The following is a 16,146-nucleotide window of genomic DNA, read 5'->3' as shown; positions in this document are numbered from 1 at the left end:
AGACGCTCTGCCGGGTGAAGCGGCAGGCAAAGGAGACGGGGCCATGGCGAAACGGGATGTTGCTCACACGAATGTGGCGGTGCATTCGGGAGTGCTCAGCAGCAGAATGCGGCAAGGGCTGTGGGGGCGTCTCGGCCTCACCCTGGCTTGCGTCTCCCTCGCCACGTCGCTTTCTGCCCCCCTCGCCAATGCGCAGGTCATCAAGGACCCGCGCGCGCCGATCACGTTCCAGCCGAAGGTCCGCTCATCGGCCAACGGCACGCCCCTGGTCGATATCACCAAACCGTCGTTCGGCGGCATCTCGCATAACAAGTTCCAGCGCTACGACATCGACACCCGTGGCGTCATCCTCAACAATTCCAAGCTCGGTGGCACCTCGATCATCGGCGGTAGGGTCACGGCCAATCCCAATCTCGTCGGCAGCCGTCCGGCCCGGATCATCCTCAACGAGGTGACGAGCGCTGCGGCCTCGACACTCAACGGACCGACCGAAGTCTTCGGCTCGAAAGCCGATGTGATCATCGCGAATCCCAACGGCGTCGGCTGCGTCGGTTGCACCTTCATCAACAGCAGCCGCGTGACTCTCTCGACCGGAGCGCCCTTGCCCGATTATCGGCGCGGCACCGTGAGCTTCGACGTCGAGGGCGGCAAGATCTCGGTCGCAGGACAGGGTCTGTCGAGCGGTGGCAAGAAGTCCCTCGATGCCGTGAACCTCATCGGGCGGCAGATCGATGTGAACGGGCCTGTCGAAGCCAAGGAGGCCGTGCGCCTCCGAGCCGGCGGCATGGTCTACAACCTGGCGGGCGACACGGCCGTCGCCAAGGACGCCTCACAACTGCGCGCCATCACTGGCCCGGCCATCCGCTCCAGCGCCGCCGGTACGATCAAGGCCGACACCATCTCGGTCATCTCGCGCGACATCGATCTCGGCATTAAACTGGATGGAAAGCTCGAAGCATTGACCGGTGAGGTTGCAATCCGCTCGTCCGGTGACCTGAGCCTCGCCTCTTCCGATGCCAAGAGCGATGTGACGTTGCTGGCCGATGGTCAGGTCACGCTGACCGGCAACAATCAGGCGCTCGGCAGGATCTCAGTGTCGGGCAAGCGGATCGAGGTCGGCCTGAACGACGAGTTGACCGCCAACGATGCGGTAGTTCTGGAGGCGCTGCAGTCACTTGCCACCCGCGGTGTTCTTCAGGCCGGCAACACGATCAGCCTGGTCTCCGGTGGAGAGCTCGTCGCGCAAGGGACGATCGGCGCCAATGGCGAGGTCATGCTCGAAGGGCGCTCGTTGCGGACTGTCGATCTCAAGATCGGTGGCGGTGCGGTATCTGTCACGGGCCTCGATGAGGCACGGATCGACAACACCATCATCGTCGCCGGCATCGACAGCGTCAAAGTTGCCGGCCAGAAGGTCGAGCTGGGCACTGGCACGGCTTTCGATGCTGTAAATCGCATCATCATCGATGCGAAGGGAGACCTGATCAACGGGACGGTTCTCGATTACGGCAATCTCGACCTGTCGGTCCGCAACACCTACACGAACGCGGCCGGGGGGCAGCTTGCGCTGGATAACATCGTCCTGTCGTCCTCGAACAAGATCGTGAATGCCGGCATTCTCTACGGCCGGATCAGCACCCTCATCGAAGCCAGAACGCTGTCCAACACCGAAACCGGCGTCATCTACGGCAGGGATCTGACCCTCAAGATCGTCGGCGATCTCACTAATCTCGGGCAGATCGTGTCAGATCGAACGCTCTCGATCGTGGCGGGTGGTTCCATTGCGAACGACAATGTCGTCCAAGCAGGCGGAGCGCTGACGGTCACGGCCGCTGGCTACCAAGCCAATTCGGCTGCTGCTGTGCTCGCCGGCCTGACGGCCGATCTGATCGTCGCCGGAGCACTTGAGAACAGCGGCCAGATCCTCGGCGAGCGGCGGATTACGGCGAGCGCCGGTTCGCTCACGAATCGCGCGACCGGCGCGATCAATGCGGGCACGAACACTCTCACGATCGGCGGGGATATCCTGAACGAAGGGACGGTTGGCGGCGTCGCGAGCCTGTCGATCACGGCGCACGGTCATCTGAATTCGCCCGGATCGCTGCTTGCCAGCGAAGGCAACCTGACGCTGACTGCGAGGGCCGGAAAGGTCACGAGCGGTGCCGACGTGATCGCCAAGGGAGCCGTGACGATCGACGCCGCCGCGTTCGACGACATATCCGCGGGCGGTCGTGTCAGCGGATCGAATGTGACAATCGACGTGTCCGGCGCGTTCACAAGCCGGGGGCTGGTGAATGCGGAGAACGCTCTGACCGTCAAGGCCGGAACGATCACGGTCGGGCCATCGGCACCACAGACCGATGCCGGTACGCTCGTGGCCAAGTCCATCGAGCTCACATCCGGGGGCAATCTTGTCAATGACGGGGCGATCAGCGCGACGGGCGTTGCCACCGCGCCCAATCTCAGGCTCACCGCCATTGATGTGCAGAACAACGGTACCATCGTCGCCGATGACGATCTGAGCCTGAATGCGTCAAGCTATACCGCGACCGCCCAGGGGAAGCTCGGTGGCAAGACGCTGACCGTTCGCCTTGGCAACGGCAGCTTCAAGAATCTCGGCCTCGTCTCGGGCAGCACCCTCGTGGACATACGGGCTGGACAGCTGGAGAATGGTCCCACCGTTGCGAACACAAATGCTGGCCTAATCCTGGGAGGGACGATCAAGCTCGGAGGAGGGGCCAGCGCGATCGCGAGCGTGAGCAATCTCGGCTCGATCGAGTCTGGGAGTGACCTCACGATCTACGCCGGCAGCTTCAGCAATGCCGGCAGCATGCTCGCCGAGAAGAACGGCACGCTCACGGCCAACCAGGTGACGAATAACGGCTCGATTACTGTCGGAGAGGCCCTCACCATCGATGCTGCATCCTATACGGCCGCCTCATCGCAAGCCCTGCTGTCGGCGAAAGTGACGAAGCTCGGGACGGACACGCGGCATATCCAGATCGACAATGCCGGCAAGATCCTGGGCTCGAGCACAGTGACCGCGAAGGCCAGTTCGCTGATGAATCGGGGCGCTTTGTCCACCCTCGGCGGAGCGAGCGCGAACGTGATGGTCGATGGCGCTCTTAACAACGAGGGCAACATCATCGGCGACAATGCCCTGACGGTCACGGCTTGGGGGACAACGACAAATTCTGGACGGATCGTCGGCGTTAATGACTCTCTCACTCTTAATGCCCATGGCGGGGTGACGAATTCCGGCGATATCCTCGCCAATACCAGCGTGACGCTGACGGCGCCATGGTTCTCGAATGCATCGACAAATGCGAAATTCGGTGCGAATTGGGTCACGGCGACGATTACTGGGTCGCTCCAGAATTACGGCTTGGTTGCCGGCGCGACGCAGCTGACCTTGTCAGCGAACGATATCCTGAACGGTCCATCCAGCGGCGAGACTATCGGCGTGATCAGCGGAGGCGCGATGGCTCTGACCATCGGCTCCAACCTGACCAACCAAGGTGTGCTACAGACGACCAATGCGGGTTTGTGGCTGAATGTGCCGGGGACGCTGTCGAATACCGGAAAGATCTCGGCGAATGGGGACCTGCAGTTGGTCCTCCCTAAGGGGTTCGCCAATGCCGGTGAAATGATTGCATCGTCTTTGATCAAATATTCTGGCCCAAGCTATTTGGGCCTAGCAGGCTCGCATCTGAATGCCACAAACATCGACTTTTCGCTTGCTGAAGGCTTCTCTAACTTCGGCGTAGTTGATGCGGTCGCAGGGCTCGGTATATCTGCAAACGTAATCGCAAACGCGTCTGGCGCGACGCTTAAGGCTTCGGTAATCAATCTCGATGCCAAGAGTTCCGGTGTTACCAATGCTGGACAAATCCTTGGCGATCAACTGATCTCGATATTTGGCTCTCCCTTTAGCGCATATAACCTCACAAATTCGGGACTTATTGAGAGCCTCGGGGACCTTAATATCTTAGCATATAACGACGTAAGCAATTCCGGCACGCTCAAAGCCAATAATTTGCTTAAAATCGAGACCAGCGGGCCAACCCTCGTGATCAATGGGAGCGGCGCGAGGATTGAGGCTAAAACCACCTACATGAATGTGGCTCAGGTTCTCAATGCAGGAACTATCATTGGTTCGGATACGCTCTACATTGATGCGAGTTATGTCAGAAACCGCGGAGCCAATGCCTCAAACATCGCTTCGATGTCGGGGGACAAGCTCACTCTCTTATCTTTCCATGAGATCGACAACGACAAGAACAGCCAGATCATCGCCGGCAGCTATGTGAAGCTTAACGCATTGAAGCTGAGCAACGGCTTCCTTACCAATGATAAAGTCACGGACGGTCGCTTTCGATTCGGCGGAGATCTGAACATCACTCTGACAGGGGTAGGACACACCTTTACCGAGGACTTGAAAGTCAAAGGCAGTTTCACTTTCAAGGTTGCCGGCGATCTGATTAATTATGCCACCGTGGCTGCATCGGAGGATCTGAAGCTTACCTCGACCGTTGGCTCCGTGATCAACGGGAGCAACGATCCGCAGAAGGTCAACCCTGGCATGTTCTATGCCGGCAACGATCTCAGTATCAATGCGCACAAGGATATTCTGAACTACGCGTCCATAATACAGGCGGGAAATGACATCACTCTGACGTCGAAGGGTCAGATCGATAATACCCGCTTAGGGATCGCCGCGAATCAGACACTCTCCGGCCCTTCGCTCATCCAAGCTGGAGGCAGCATCACGGCTACTGCGAGCGACGCAATCAACAACATTGGGTCGACCATCAGCGGCGCCGGTGGCGATGTCATCTTGACGGCGGCGGTCATCAAGAACCTGACGGTCAAGAGCCAACTCGCTTTGATCTATGCAGAGAAGACTGTATACACGCACGGTACACTGACCGATACGGGTACGATCCAGGGTAGCACCGTCGTAATCGATGGGAAGACGGTGACGATCGGTTCTTCCGGCGGGAATCCACCGCCCAAGCAACCTGCTTCCACGATCAATCTCGCGAATGCCCTCAATCTCAAAAAGGCAGGCTATAGCCGTGGCCGGGGCAACGTCTACGATCCGGCATCGGATGCGACGAGCGGAAGCGTCGCGGGCAAGGATGGCGTGACCATCAAGGCTGCAGTCGACGCCCGTGGAAAGCCGATCACGGCCTCTGGTACGAAACCGGTTGGGACGGTCAAATTCCTATATGCCGTTCCGATCGAGGGAACGGATGAGCGCAATCCGAGCTGGATCTTCGCGTCGGTTGGAGCCGATGCCTCGAACCTTACTTTCTTCGCGGATCCGGCAACGGAGCGGCTGTTGATTCAGCAGTCGCTACTTCAACAGACTGGCCGCGGCCTGCTCGACCCCAAATACAAGAATCCGAAGGAGCAGCAGGAGGAGTTCTATCAAGGCACGGTCGAATTCCTGAAGGCCAATTCCGGCCTCAAGCTCGGCGACAATCTCACCAAGGACCAGCGCAAGAAGGTCACCAAGCCGATCCTCTGGTATACGTGGAAGAATGTGAACGGCGAGCGCGTGCTGGTGCCGGAGCTGATCCTGCCGGAGAAGGATCTCGCCAAATACGCCTATACCCCGGGTCAGGGCCTGGTCATCGGCGAGAACGTCGAAATCACGGGCAGCAAGGTCACCAACACGGGACAAATCCTGGCCACGGAGAATCTCACCATCGATGCCAAGGAGTTCCTGAACGAGCGCAAGGTGATCGACGGCAAGCTGCAGACGGGTGGCCTCGTCAGCGCCAAGGACCTCTATATCGAGACCAGGAAGGACATCACCAATCGCGGCGGCACCATGCTCGCGGGCGACTCCCTCACGCTCAACGCCCGCGGCAACATCAACATCGAGACGCAGAGGATCGTCACCACGACGGCGGAAGGCTTCGGCAAGAACTGGAGCGCGACTACCAATGTCAAGAACATCGGCGCCGTCGTGTCCTCCGGCGGCACGCTCTCCATGAGCGCGAAGAAGACAATCGACATCAAGGGCTCCACCGTCACGTCCCAAGGGGACATGAATCTCATCGGCAAGAAGGGCGTGACCATCGCCGCCGCAATCGACTCGGTGGATTCCGCGTCAGGCGGCAAGAAGAGCGGCTTCCTCAAGAGCTCGAGTTTCGCCAGCGATCTGGCGACGGAGACCAATCGCGGCTCCGTGGTGTCCTCCTCCAAGGGCAACGTGAACATCCGCACGGAGAAGGGCGATATCTCGGTGCTGGGCAGCCATGTCTCGGCGCGAAACGACGTCAACCTTCTCGCCGGCTACGATGCGGACGGAAAGCTCGTCAAAGGATCGAAGGCATCCGTCAACATCGAGTCCGTCCAGGATACGACGGATTCGTCCTTCACGCAGAAGAAGAGCGGCATCGGCCTGTTCTTCGGCAACGGCGGCTTCGACATCTACCGCAAGACGTCCACGGCCGGCACGACGAGCATCGGCACCAACGTGGCCTCGTCGGTCTCCTCGAAGGACGGCAACGTCACCATGAGGGCGGCGCGCGACATCGACATCAAGGGCTCGGCCGTCACGGCGAAAAAGCAGATCACCCTCGACGCCAAACGCGACGTGAACATCGATCCCGGTAAGCACGAGGCGGAGCAGACCTTCACCAAGAAGGTGTCCGGCATCGGCGTGCATGTTTCGGGTGGCGACGGTGGCTTCGGCGTGCAGGCGGGCTATCACGGCTCGTCAGTGAGCAACGGCCAGGCGGCGAGCCGGGCGGCTCGGTCGATCCTGAGCGGCGGCGAGGGAATCTCGATCCATGCGGGGGGCAGCGCCACCATCGTGGCGGCGACCATCGTCTCGAAAAAGGGCCAGGTGAAGATCGACGCCGTGGACGACATCAAGATCCTGGCCGGTGTGGACACGAACCGCTCTTACCAGAGCAACAAGGAGGTGTTCGCCGGGCTGCAGCTCAAGGTGAGCCAGAACGTCACCGGGGCGATGCGGCAGATCGCCCAGACGCCGGGGCTGGCGAAGTCGGGCTACGGCAACCCGGCCTATCAGGCGATCGGGGCGATGAGCGCGGCGCTGAATCTGACGCAAGGGGTGCTGTCGCTGACGAACCCGACGGTCAGCGCCAGCCTGACGCTCGGCGCCTCCGGGTCGAAATCGCACAGCGAGGCGTGGTCCAACACGGCGGTGGGCACCACGATCAAGGCCGAGTCCCTGGTGCTCGACGCCGGCCGGAACGTGCATCTCCAGGGCGTGCAGGCGACGATCAAGAAGGACATCGCCATCGACGCCGGGCGGCACGTGACGATCGAGAGCGCGCAGTCGTATGCCGGCTCGTCGTCGTCCTCGTCGAGCTGGAACGTCGGGGTGGGCGTGGGCGGCAGTTGCGGTGCGGCGAGCGGCTGCACCGGCGGCCTCTACCTGGAAGGCGGGGCCTCACAGGCCAAGGCCAACAACTGGAGCGTGACGCAGCTCAACTCGCACCTGAACGCGGGCGGCAACGTCCATATCGGCTCGCTCAAGAACACCACGATCGCCGGAGCGGTGGTCACGGCCGCGACCATCGATGTCGCCGTCAAGGGCAACTTCACCCTGGCCTCGCGCCAGAACACGGCGCATGGCTCATCGTCCTCGTCGAGCGTCGGCGGCTCGCTGACGATCGGCCTCGGCGCGAGCCCGGTCTCGGGCACGCTGAACCTGGGCGGCGGCAGGAGCGCGTCGGATCTGGCCTGGGTGACGGAGCAGACCGGGCTCTATGCCAAGGACACGCTCGCCGTGCGGGTGGAGAAGCACACGCAGGTCAATGGGGCGGTGCTCAACTCCGACACGGGCAGTTTGAAGCTCGACACTGGCACGCTCGGCTTCGGCGACATCAAGGACCGTGACCGGGCAACCTCGACCAGCGGCCAGATCGGAGTGGGGATCGGGCTGCAGCAGAACGGCACGGGTCAGACTGGCGAGCCGAGCGGCACGGTGTCGGGCTCCTATGCCAGCCACACCATCGAGCAGGTGACGAAAGCCACCGTCGGCGAAGGCACGATCACGATCCGCGACAAAGACAAGCAGAAACAGGACGTCAAGGACCTCAACCGCGATGCCGACACGGCGCAGGTGATCACCAAAAACGAGCGGGCGGGTGTTCAGGTCTATGCGTCGACCGATGCGGTCAAGGAGATTGCTTCAGGGTTTTCTAGCATAAAACAGAACCTCAATGAATTCGGGCAGGCCGCTGCCAAAGGATTCTCTAATGTTCCACAAAACATCAAGAATGCTATTGCGGATGCCGCGCACGCCCTGAACCTGGAGGGAAGAACAGTTGAAGAGACGGCCGGAGCGCTGGTCGACCAGCTCGTGGAAAACGGGGAGATCAAGCCTGAGGATCGAGAGAAGAGCAAGAGGGCTGCTGTAGCGGCTGCAAAAGCTGCCGTTGAAGATCCGAAAGCAAGTGCCCAACTTGGCGCATGCGCAGGGAAACAAAGCTCTCTCCTCCATGATCTTCTATTTACATCGGCGCATGCTGAAGTACTGACAACTGTAGCAGTCGGTGGAGCTTGCGCAGCTGGTCCTGTTGTAGCTGCCATTGCCCTTACCGCTGTTGTAATCGGCGGGATCATATATATCGCCAAAAGCAGCGACGATGACAGTACGCCAGCGCCTTTCCCAGATACTCCGAAAACAAATCCAGAGATATTTGACCCTATTAGGGGCACACCTGCGAAAAAGAATGGCGAGGATGGTTCAATATGGGAAAAAGATACCTCAAAGCATGGTGGCGAGCAGTGGAAACGTTGGCCTGACAGGAAGTCATGGGAAAGAGGTGATACGCCTACCAGCGTCTGGACGGACGGGAGGATTAGGAAGTGAGCCCCAGGAAAAATCGTAATCTGAGATTCGACATAATGCTAAAACAAGCCCTAGATCAGTGGCCTGAAGAAATTGATGTTAGCGTCTTGATATATACTCAGAAAGAAAGAAATCTGTACTCGGTAGTGGGCTTGCATGAGCTTCAAGAGGCCATAACCTCAGATTATAAACATAGCGCTCATGACTTTCTAATGGTAAATTTACATTGGTCAATTTTGCGAATTGTTCACAAAGCGGCTCAATATATGGACAAGGTAAATATTAGAAACGTTCGGAAGGAAGCTATAAAGGAGCAGCTCGATAGTTTGCTGGATAAGGTTCGAGCGGGTACACCTGATGAGTTTGGAGATGATGCTATAGCTCTTGCAAAGAATTACTTTCTAGAAAACTAAGGCAGCAGGTCGGATCTGGCCTGAGTGAAGGAACAGACCGGGCCTTATGCCAAGGACAAGCTCGATGTCACTGTGGAGAAGCACACGCAGGTCAACGGGGCGGTGCTGAACTCCGACACAGGGAACTTGACGCTCGACACTAATACGCTCGGCTTCGGCGACATCAAGGACCACGACCGGGCCACTTCGACCAGCGGCCAGGTGGCGGTAGGGATCGGGCTGCAGCAGAACGGGACGGGTCAGGACGGCCAGCCGAGCGGCACGGTGTCGGGCTCCTACGCCAGTCACGACATCGAGCAGACGACGAAGGCCACCATCGGCGAGGGCACCGGACGCAGTCTCCTGATAGATCCGTTCACAGCTTGCCGCCTTAAGGGCCTCGATCTGCATAGCGTCAGCCTGGTCGCTGGTGGATCCCTACGCAGCGCCGATAAGCATTCTGTGAACCGCGCTCGATTCTGGACCGGTCAGCACCGCAATTCGCTCAAAACTCGTCCGAGGGTAAGATATTAGCGATTTGATCTCGAGACGAGATTTCGAGCGGCGGGGCTCACAATAACATTTTTCGTGCTGAATTCGGCCGGGACTCGCCGCTCACAAATGAACGTTTCTGAGCGGTATTGGTAAGCCATGAGGAGAGGGGACCGTGACATGCAGAATTGTAACCGTGAAGCTGACATTTAGGCCAAGTTCTGCGCACGCCACTTAGATACTGAAGACCTCGATGGTCCGAGAAGAGCCGGTCAGCAGACGTTCTCGATCCTCGGTTAGCTTCCGCGTTTGACCCAGAGCCGACCCTTGATGCCCATTATTGCCCCGGGGACATTGGTGAGACGTCGATCACTTGTTGATTTCCCAGAACCGAATGGCATCGGCGACCCATCCTTCGGCACTCGTCCCGGTGCCGAGCCCGAAGCCGTGTCCGAGATTCGAGTACTTCCTGTATTCCACCTCGGTGCCAGCCTGTCGTAGCGCCGCGATCCGCCGTTCCATCGCGGAGGGAGGTGCAATCCCATCCTGCTCGCCGACGGCCACGAAGGTAGGGGGCTCGTCGGCTGAGTAGTCCGTATGGGCCGTGTAAGCCATTACGACAGCCGATGGCTTCGGCAGGTCCTTGCCGCCGAAACGGGCGACGCCGTGCGAGCTGATCGACGCTGCCATCCTTGCTCCCGCGGAACTGCCCCACAGGGAATAGCCCTGAGTACCGACCCCGAGGGCGTCGGCATTCTCGAAGATGTACGAGAGCGCCGCAGCCAAATCCTCGGTGGCGAGCGTTCCACCCTGTCCAACCCGGTACTTCAGGACGAAGGCATTGTATCCCTTGCTGCTGATATCGGCGGCATATGGGAAGCCCTCGTGCACGGAACCGACATAGGCGAACCCGCCCCCAGGCGATATCACCGCGAAGGGTGCTCCCGGCCTGCCTCGGAAGAAGAACAACCCGGTATGCTCCTTCGTCGGATCAGCCCGCTTCTGCGCTTCGGTGTAGATGTCGTAGAAGACGGTCCTGCCCTTGCCGACATCGTCGATCATGCGGTTCAACGATCCCACTACGGTCTCGGGATGGACCTGCGTGTGGTACGGCAGGAGCGAGCCTATGTCGGCCAGCGGCATGTTCTCGTCATAGGGACGGTTGTCCCAGGGCAATATCCGCCGACCGAACCCCGAGAACGCCGGATGGTTCAGAATGTCCCGGATGCTGCTGTTGGTGGACAGGGGAGCCGCCTTGGCTCCGCCCGTCGCCTGCTCTTTGCTCGCACCGGGCCTGTCATGCGCCAAGGCGGCCTCGGTCGCGTTCGCCGCCGAGCAGGTCGACAACAGGAACAGGGAGAGCGCCATAGTGGCGGACGGCAATGTGAGAATGCCCATATGTGATTTACTCGATGGCCTGCTGATCGTTGACCGCCGTTGAACGGTTCGAATGCGTGGCCGTCTTCAGCCCTCGCGCGATCTCCGTCCTGCGCCCGATCGGTGAGGTCATGTGCCTCCGGTGCTGGAGCCATTTCACGGCATAGTAGGTCAGGACCATGTACAGCCCTGCGATTGCGATGCAATGGACGAAGAACCCTGAGACCGACTCCTCGAAGTTCCACCAGTCGAGCGTCGTCTGCATGGCGAGTTTGGTGCCGAGGCCCAGCTCGAAGGAGCTCCAGATGCCATGGATCGCGATAAGGATGGTGGCCGCTCGAAGTGCGGCGGTCCGCACGGCGCTCGCCTTCGAGATGCCGAACAAGTTGCGTGCCAGACCCATGATCATCGGCCAGCGCAGGCCCAGATGAATGGAGACGATAACGAGCACCCAGTAGGCGGCGAGCGTATGGATCTGCCGCACGGTGAAGCCGCCGTAGGCCGACATGAAGCCCGACAGCGTGGCGGAGATCAGGACGCTGGTCACGAGCAGCGCCAGCATCGCGATCAGCAGCAGCAGGGTGATCCCGATGTTGAACAGCCCGCGCCCGTGACGTCTCTCTTTGGCAATCCTGCCATACCAGCGACGATTGAAGAGGTTGTGCACGATGATGAGCAGGAACATCCCCGTGCCAGCCAGTTCGTGAGCCGCGTTGCCCAGCCACCAGTAGGCGAGGCCGAGCAGCAGCAGGCCAGCGGCGATCAGGTCGAACGCCAGCCGCATCAGGAACATGGAGCTCAAGATCTGCTTCCCGGGTTCATTCGATCGGCGTGCCGTTGAACCGGGGAATGCGGTACCCCGTGTAAAGGTGTTCACTTCCCGCCTGGCTCTGGTGGCAGGACTGGCAACGGGCGGTGTTCTCGCTGATGTTGATGGTCTTGTCGGGCTTGAACCACTGGAATTGCCAATCGCCCGTGCGGCGCCGTTCGTCATAATCCCCGCCCCAGCCAGCGCCTTTTTCCATGACGAAGTACCGGAAGACCTCGCCCTCGCGGTAGTCGACCAGCACGAAGTGCGTGCCTGCCGGGATCGGCTGACTCTTTTTGACCGCCTCGATGGCCTCCGGCGTGGTCATGATGTGCTCCGTCACGTTGCCGCGGCGGACGGTTGTGTAGTGAACCAGCTTCTCAAGGCTCGGAAACGTCACGCGATTGCTCTCGGCGATCGCCTGCCAGCCGACCAGCATGATGGCGGCAGAGGCCAAGGCAAGCAACGGAAGGCGTCTTCTCGGGGACTTCACAAGGGACCTCGCATCGGTTGGGCATCAGGGCAGGTTGGAAGGGGCTGTATTCAGCGTCGGGGTGGATCAGGTCTTCGGAGGCGCTTCCACGCCCGAGAAGACCAGCACCGCGTCCGGAAGGCGTGCACCGCGGACCTGAATCTCGGCGACGGCTTGGTTCAGCTCAGTGACCTCGGATGGCGAGAACGGCACTGAGGCCGCACCGATGTTTTCGAGCATGTGCGCCATCTGGGTCGTGCCGGGGATGGGAACGATCCAGGGCTTCTGCGCCATCAGCCATGCCAGCGCGATCTGCGCCGCAGCGGCCTGCTTGCGCTCGGCCCAGCTCCTCAGCAGCGCAACGAGCGCGAGGTTGTGGGGCAGGTTCTCCGGCGAGAAGCGGGTTTCGATCGCGCGGATGTCCCCTTGAGCAAACCGCGTCCTGGCGTCGATGGCTCCGGTCAGGAATCCCACGCCGAGCGGGCTCCACGGCACAAAGCCGATGCCGAGTTCCTCGCAGAGCGGAAGGACCGACTCCTCCGGCCCGCGCCAGAGCATGGAGTACTCGCTCTGGACGGCGGTCACCGGCAATGTTGCATGAGCCCGCCGCAGCGTGTTGAGCCCCATTTCGGACAGGCCCCAGTGCAGGACCTTGCCTTGCGCCATCAGGTCTTTGACCGCACCAGCGACGTCCTCGATCGGCACCTGTGGGTCGACCCGGTGCTGGTAGAGGAGATCGATGCGATCGGTCCGAAGACGCTTCAGCATACCCTCGACGGCCGCCTTGATGCGCTCCGGACGGCTGACGAGACCCGGCCGCCGCTCGCCGGTCTCAAGATCGACGTCCCAGCCGAACTTGGATGTGATGACGGCTTTGTCGCGGAACGATGCGATGGCTTCGCCGACGATCCGCTCGCACTCATGCGGCCCGTAAGCCTCGGCCGTGTCGAAGAAAGTCACGCCGCGGTCGAAAGCCGTCCGGATGATGTTGAGCATCTCGGGGCGGCTGGGGATCGTCGTCTGATAGGTCCGGTGCATGTTCTGGACGCCGAGGCCCACGCTGGAGACCTCCAGCGAGCCGAGCTTGCGGCGGTCCCTTACGGTTGCACCGCCCGAGCCTTGGCCGCTATTGCCGACACCTTGCGCGCCCTGTTGGGCGTTCGCCGGGAAGGAGGTGCCAGCGACCATCGGCACTGCGGCGATGCCGGCTACTGAAGCCAGAAACTTGCGTCGGTTGGGATCGGCTTTCCGGGTTTCCGTCTCTGGCATGCTTTGCTCCGTTGGATGTCACCCCGCCTCAGGAAGGGCGGCTTGGTTCGAACCTAATCACGGAGACGGCGATCGATTAGCCGGGGAATGCCGCATGAGCCTATGAACATCTTTCATGGAATGCGGTCCGGCATGCATGCTAGGTCATCGAGCAGCCTGGTCCCTGATCTGCCGGATCGCGGCATTGAAGCCCTTGGGCGTTCCACTGGACCCGGCGAGCTTGCCCACATTCACCTGATCAATGGGCTTGCCGACAACCACCCTGGGCACGGCCGCCGCGAAAAGACGCTGCAACTCGAGCGAGCGCGGGACCGTGGCGTGCGGGGTGACCTCAAGGGCGGTGATGGTGCCCTTGGACAGGGTTGCCTTGACCGTGATGAATGACGGCTGGCCGCCGTATCGTCCGATTGCAGTGTAGGTACCGTCCGCATAGCGGTTCCGTTGGGATGGAGGCGCGGGTGTGGCTGCTCGGGTGTTGGTGGAGCCACCTCCGCTCTCGGTTCGGAGTTCAAGGCTCCTGCCAGAATCAGGGCCGCCGTGATCACCGTCATCCGTTTCATCCTGCATCCCATCGTCATGTCGCTGTCCTTCCATTCAAGTGAAGAGCTCGCCATCGAAGTCGGCGGAGATCTCGGCACGGCCGTCGGCAAACATCCGGATCCAGGAGAACCGGAACTCGTGCGCCAAGCGGTCTCCTGGAACGAAGAAGAGGGCCGTCGCCAGCCCATCGGCGGTCGCCGCATGGTCCGCGACGACCCAGGTCGCGACCACGTCACGGGTCGGCGCTCCGGTGCGCCCGTCGATCACGTGATGCAGTCCATCACCCCACGCCCGCCGGTTCACGGCCGAGGCACACAGGGCACGATCCTTCAGGTGCGCCACGCCGATGGCGAGCCCGGCGTCGAAGGGATGCTCCAGTCCGATCTGCAGGGCATCGTCGCCTGCATGACGCAGGTCTCCGCTGCCATCGACGAGGAAGCTCGTCAATCCTTCCTCGCGCAGGATGCCGGCGACGATGTCGACGAGGTATCCCTTGCCGGCTGCGCCGATGTCGATCACGAGCGGACGTCGTGTAACGAGTGCCAGGCCCTCGCGTCGAACGTCCTTCGACCAACGTGGTCTTGCAGGAGAATGGCTGCGGATTCCGGCAGTGTCCGGTATCAGGGAGTAGGTCCGGTCGTAGCCGAGCAGCTCGAGGTCACGCCCGACCAGCGGATCGACCGCGCCCCCGGTGCAGGCATGCAGCCGATCGTAGAGATCGAAGAGCGCGACCGCGTCCTTTGGGAATATGAAGCACCCACCCTCAGGCGAGGACGCGATCCGCGAGACCAGCGAGTCCGGCCGGAACCGCGAATAGGTCACGTCGAACCGCTCGATCCGCTCGAGGATCCGCCGTCGCGCCGGCATCTCCAGCGGCGACGGCGTCTCGATCTCCCAGGCAGTTCCGATGGCATCGAACGTGAAGCGGAACATCGGTTTGGCTCGCGTGCGATCAGAGCCCGGTCATCTTCAGCGCACCCTCTGGCAGCCGTTCTCCCTTGAGTTCGATCCTTGACGCAGCGGCATCGATCTCGCGGAGATCGTCGGCTGTGAGCTGGATCCCCGTCGCGCCGATGTTCTCCTCCAGGCGATGCAGCTTGGTGGTGCCGGGGATCGGCACGATCCAGGGCTTCTGCGCGAGCAGCCACGCCAGTGCAATCTGCGCGGGCGTAGCACCCTTCCTTGCCGCCACGTCCTTGAGAAGGTCGACGAGAGCGAGGTTCGCCTCCCTGGCTTCGGGCGAGAAGCGAGGGACGCTGTTGCGGAAGTCCGTGCTGTCGAAAGTCGTGGACGTGTCGATCTTGCCCGTGAGGAATCCCGCGCCCAATGGGCTGAACGGCACGAAGCTGATGCCGAGCTCCTCCAGGGTTGGCAGGATCTCCGCCTCCGGCCCCCGGTACCAGAGGGAATATTCGCTCTGGACCGCCGCCACGGGCTGGACGGCATGGGCACGGCGGATCGTCTGTGCCCCGGCCTCCGAGAGCCCGAAGGTCCGAACCTTGCCGGCCTGGATCAGGTCCTTGACCGCGCCGGCGACATCCTCAATCGGCACGCTGGGATCGACCCGGTGCTGGTAGAGCAGATCGATCACGTCGGTCTTCAGGCGCTTGAGGGAGGCGTCTGCGACGGCCTTGATGTGTTCCGGCCGGCTGTTGACGCCACCGCGGCGCTCCCTGGTGGCCGGATCAAGATCGAACCCGAACTTCGTCGCGATCACCACCTGGCTTCTGACGGGCGCGAGCGCCTCGCCAACCAGCTCCTCATTGGTGAACGGGCCATACACTTCCGCGGTATCGAAGAATGTGACGCCTCGCTCCACCGCCGTCCGGATGAGGGCGATCATTTCCTGCCTGTCCGCAGGCGGGCCGTAATTGGCGCTCATGCCCATGCAGCCGAGGCCGAGCGCGGAGACCTCAAGGTTTCCAACCTTACGCTTTTGCATATCCTGTCTCCT

10 protein-coding genes are annotated in these 16,146 nt (G+C 61.1%); 3 read left to right on the top strand and 7 right to left on the bottom strand.

The features are described from left to right. The first annotated feature begins 43 nt into the window (after positions 1 to 43). From ACD578_RS15615 to ACD578_RS15605, 3 genes are read left to right on the top strand one after another with little or no spacing between them, the layout of a single operon-like run. Positions 44 to 8,863 carry a hemagglutinin repeat-containing protein gene (locus ACD578_RS15615; RefSeq protein WP_404286378.1) on the top strand — a complete coding sequence of 2,940 codons (8,820 nt, stop codon included), beginning with the start codon at positions 44 to 46 and terminating at the stop codon, positions 8,861 to 8,863. A gap of 35 nt (positions 8,864 to 8,898) precedes the next feature. After that, on the top strand, positions 8,899 to 9,255 hold the full coding sequence (locus ACD578_RS15610; RefSeq protein ID WP_404286376.1) for a hypothetical protein: 357 nt from the start codon (positions 8,899 to 8,901) through the stop codon (positions 9,253 to 9,255). 24 nt (positions 9,256 to 9,279) lie between these two features. Continuing rightward, entirely contained in the window at positions 9,280 to 9,768 is a 489-nt protein-coding gene (locus tag ACD578_RS15605) for a hypothetical protein (RefSeq protein ID WP_404286374.1), read from the top strand. 327 nt (positions 9,769 to 10,095) lie between these two features. On the opposite strand, the gene ACD578_RS15600 is transcribed toward ACD578_RS15605, so the two are convergent. From ACD578_RS15600 to ACD578_RS15570, 7 genes are all read right to left on the bottom strand, one after another. Beyond that, a complete protein-coding gene (locus ACD578_RS15600) occupies positions 10,096 to 11,124 on the bottom strand; it encodes an alpha/beta hydrolase (protein ID WP_404286372.1) in 1,029 nt (342 codons plus the stop codon). 7 nt (positions 11,125 to 11,131) lie between these two features. Continuing rightward, positions 11,132 to 11,896, bottom strand: a complete 765-nt coding sequence (locus ACD578_RS15595; protein WP_404293897.1) for a DUF4405 domain-containing protein — start codon at positions 11,894 to 11,896, stop codon at positions 11,132 to 11,134. Between the two features lie 25 nt (positions 11,897 to 11,921). Continuing rightward, positions 11,922 to 12,350 carry a cytochrome P460 family protein gene (locus ACD578_RS15590; protein ID WP_404293895.1) on the bottom strand — a complete coding sequence of 143 codons (429 nt, stop codon included), beginning with the start codon at positions 12,348 to 12,350 and terminating at the stop codon, positions 11,922 to 11,924. A gap of 120 nt (positions 12,351 to 12,470) precedes the next feature. Then, positions 12,471 to 13,652 (bottom strand): aldo/keto reductase, encoded by a 1,182-nt coding sequence (locus ACD578_RS15585; RefSeq protein WP_404286370.1) that lies wholly within the window; start codon positions 13,650 to 13,652, stop codon positions 12,471 to 12,473. 144 nt (positions 13,653 to 13,796) lie between these two features. After that, positions 13,797 to 14,219, bottom strand: a complete 423-nt coding sequence (locus ACD578_RS15580) for a hypothetical protein (protein WP_404286368.1) — start codon at positions 14,217 to 14,219, stop codon at positions 13,797 to 13,799. A gap of 27 nt (positions 14,220 to 14,246) precedes the next feature. After that, complete coding sequence (locus ACD578_RS15575) at positions 14,247 to 15,125, bottom strand: FAD:protein FMN transferase (RefSeq protein WP_404286366.1); 879 nt, start codon at positions 15,123 to 15,125, stop codon at positions 14,247 to 14,249. A gap of 19 nt (positions 15,126 to 15,144) precedes the next feature. Next, a complete protein-coding gene (locus tag ACD578_RS15570) occupies positions 15,145 to 16,134 on the bottom strand; it encodes an aldo/keto reductase (protein ID WP_404286364.1) in 990 nt (329 codons plus the stop codon). Between the last annotated feature and the right edge of the window lie 12 nt (positions 16,135 to 16,146).

The organism is Microvirga sp. RSM25, from assembly GCF_044784385.1.
Classification (GTDB): Bacteria; Pseudomonadota; Alphaproteobacteria; order Rhizobiales; family Beijerinckiaceae; genus Microvirga; species Microvirga tunisiensis.
The sequence above is the reverse complement of the archived record's forward strand: the minus strand, read 5'-3'. Positions and strand labels throughout refer to the sequence as shown.

Excerpts from the sequence above, each read along its gene's own strand:
- ACD578_RS15615 (WP_404286378.1), top strand. The coding sequence starts at position 44 with ATGGCGAAACGGGATGTTGCTCACACGAATGTGGCGGTGCATTCGGGA.
- ACD578_RS15610 (WP_404286376.1), top strand. The coding sequence starts at position 8,899 with ATGCTAAAACAAGCCCTAGATCAGTGGCCTGAAGAAATTGATGTTAGC.
- ACD578_RS15600 (WP_404286372.1), bottom strand. The coding sequence starts at position 11,124 with ATGGGCATTCTCACATTGCCGTCCGCCACTATGGCGCTCTCCCTGTTC.
- ACD578_RS15595 (WP_404293897.1), bottom strand. The coding sequence starts at position 11,896 with ATGTTCCTGATGCGGCTGGCGTTCGACCTGATCGCCGCTGGCCTGCTG.
- ACD578_RS15590 (WP_404293895.1), bottom strand. The coding sequence starts at position 12,350 with ATGCTGGTCGGCTGGCAGGCGATCGCCGAGAGCAATCGCGTGACGTTT.
- ACD578_RS15585 (WP_404286370.1), bottom strand. The coding sequence starts at position 13,652 with ATGCCAGAGACGGAAACCCGGAAAGCCGATCCCAACCGACGCAAGTTT.
- ACD578_RS15580 (WP_404286368.1), bottom strand. The coding sequence starts at position 14,219 with ATGCAGGATGAAACGGATGACGGTGATCACGGCGGCCCTGATTCTGGC.
- ACD578_RS15575 (WP_404286366.1), bottom strand. The coding sequence starts at position 15,125 with ATGTTCCGCTTCACGTTCGATGCCATCGGAACTGCCTGGGAGATCGAG.
- ACD578_RS15570 (WP_404286364.1), bottom strand. The coding sequence starts at position 16,134 with ATGCAAAAGCGTAAGGTTGGAAACCTTGAGGTCTCCGCGCTCGGCCTC.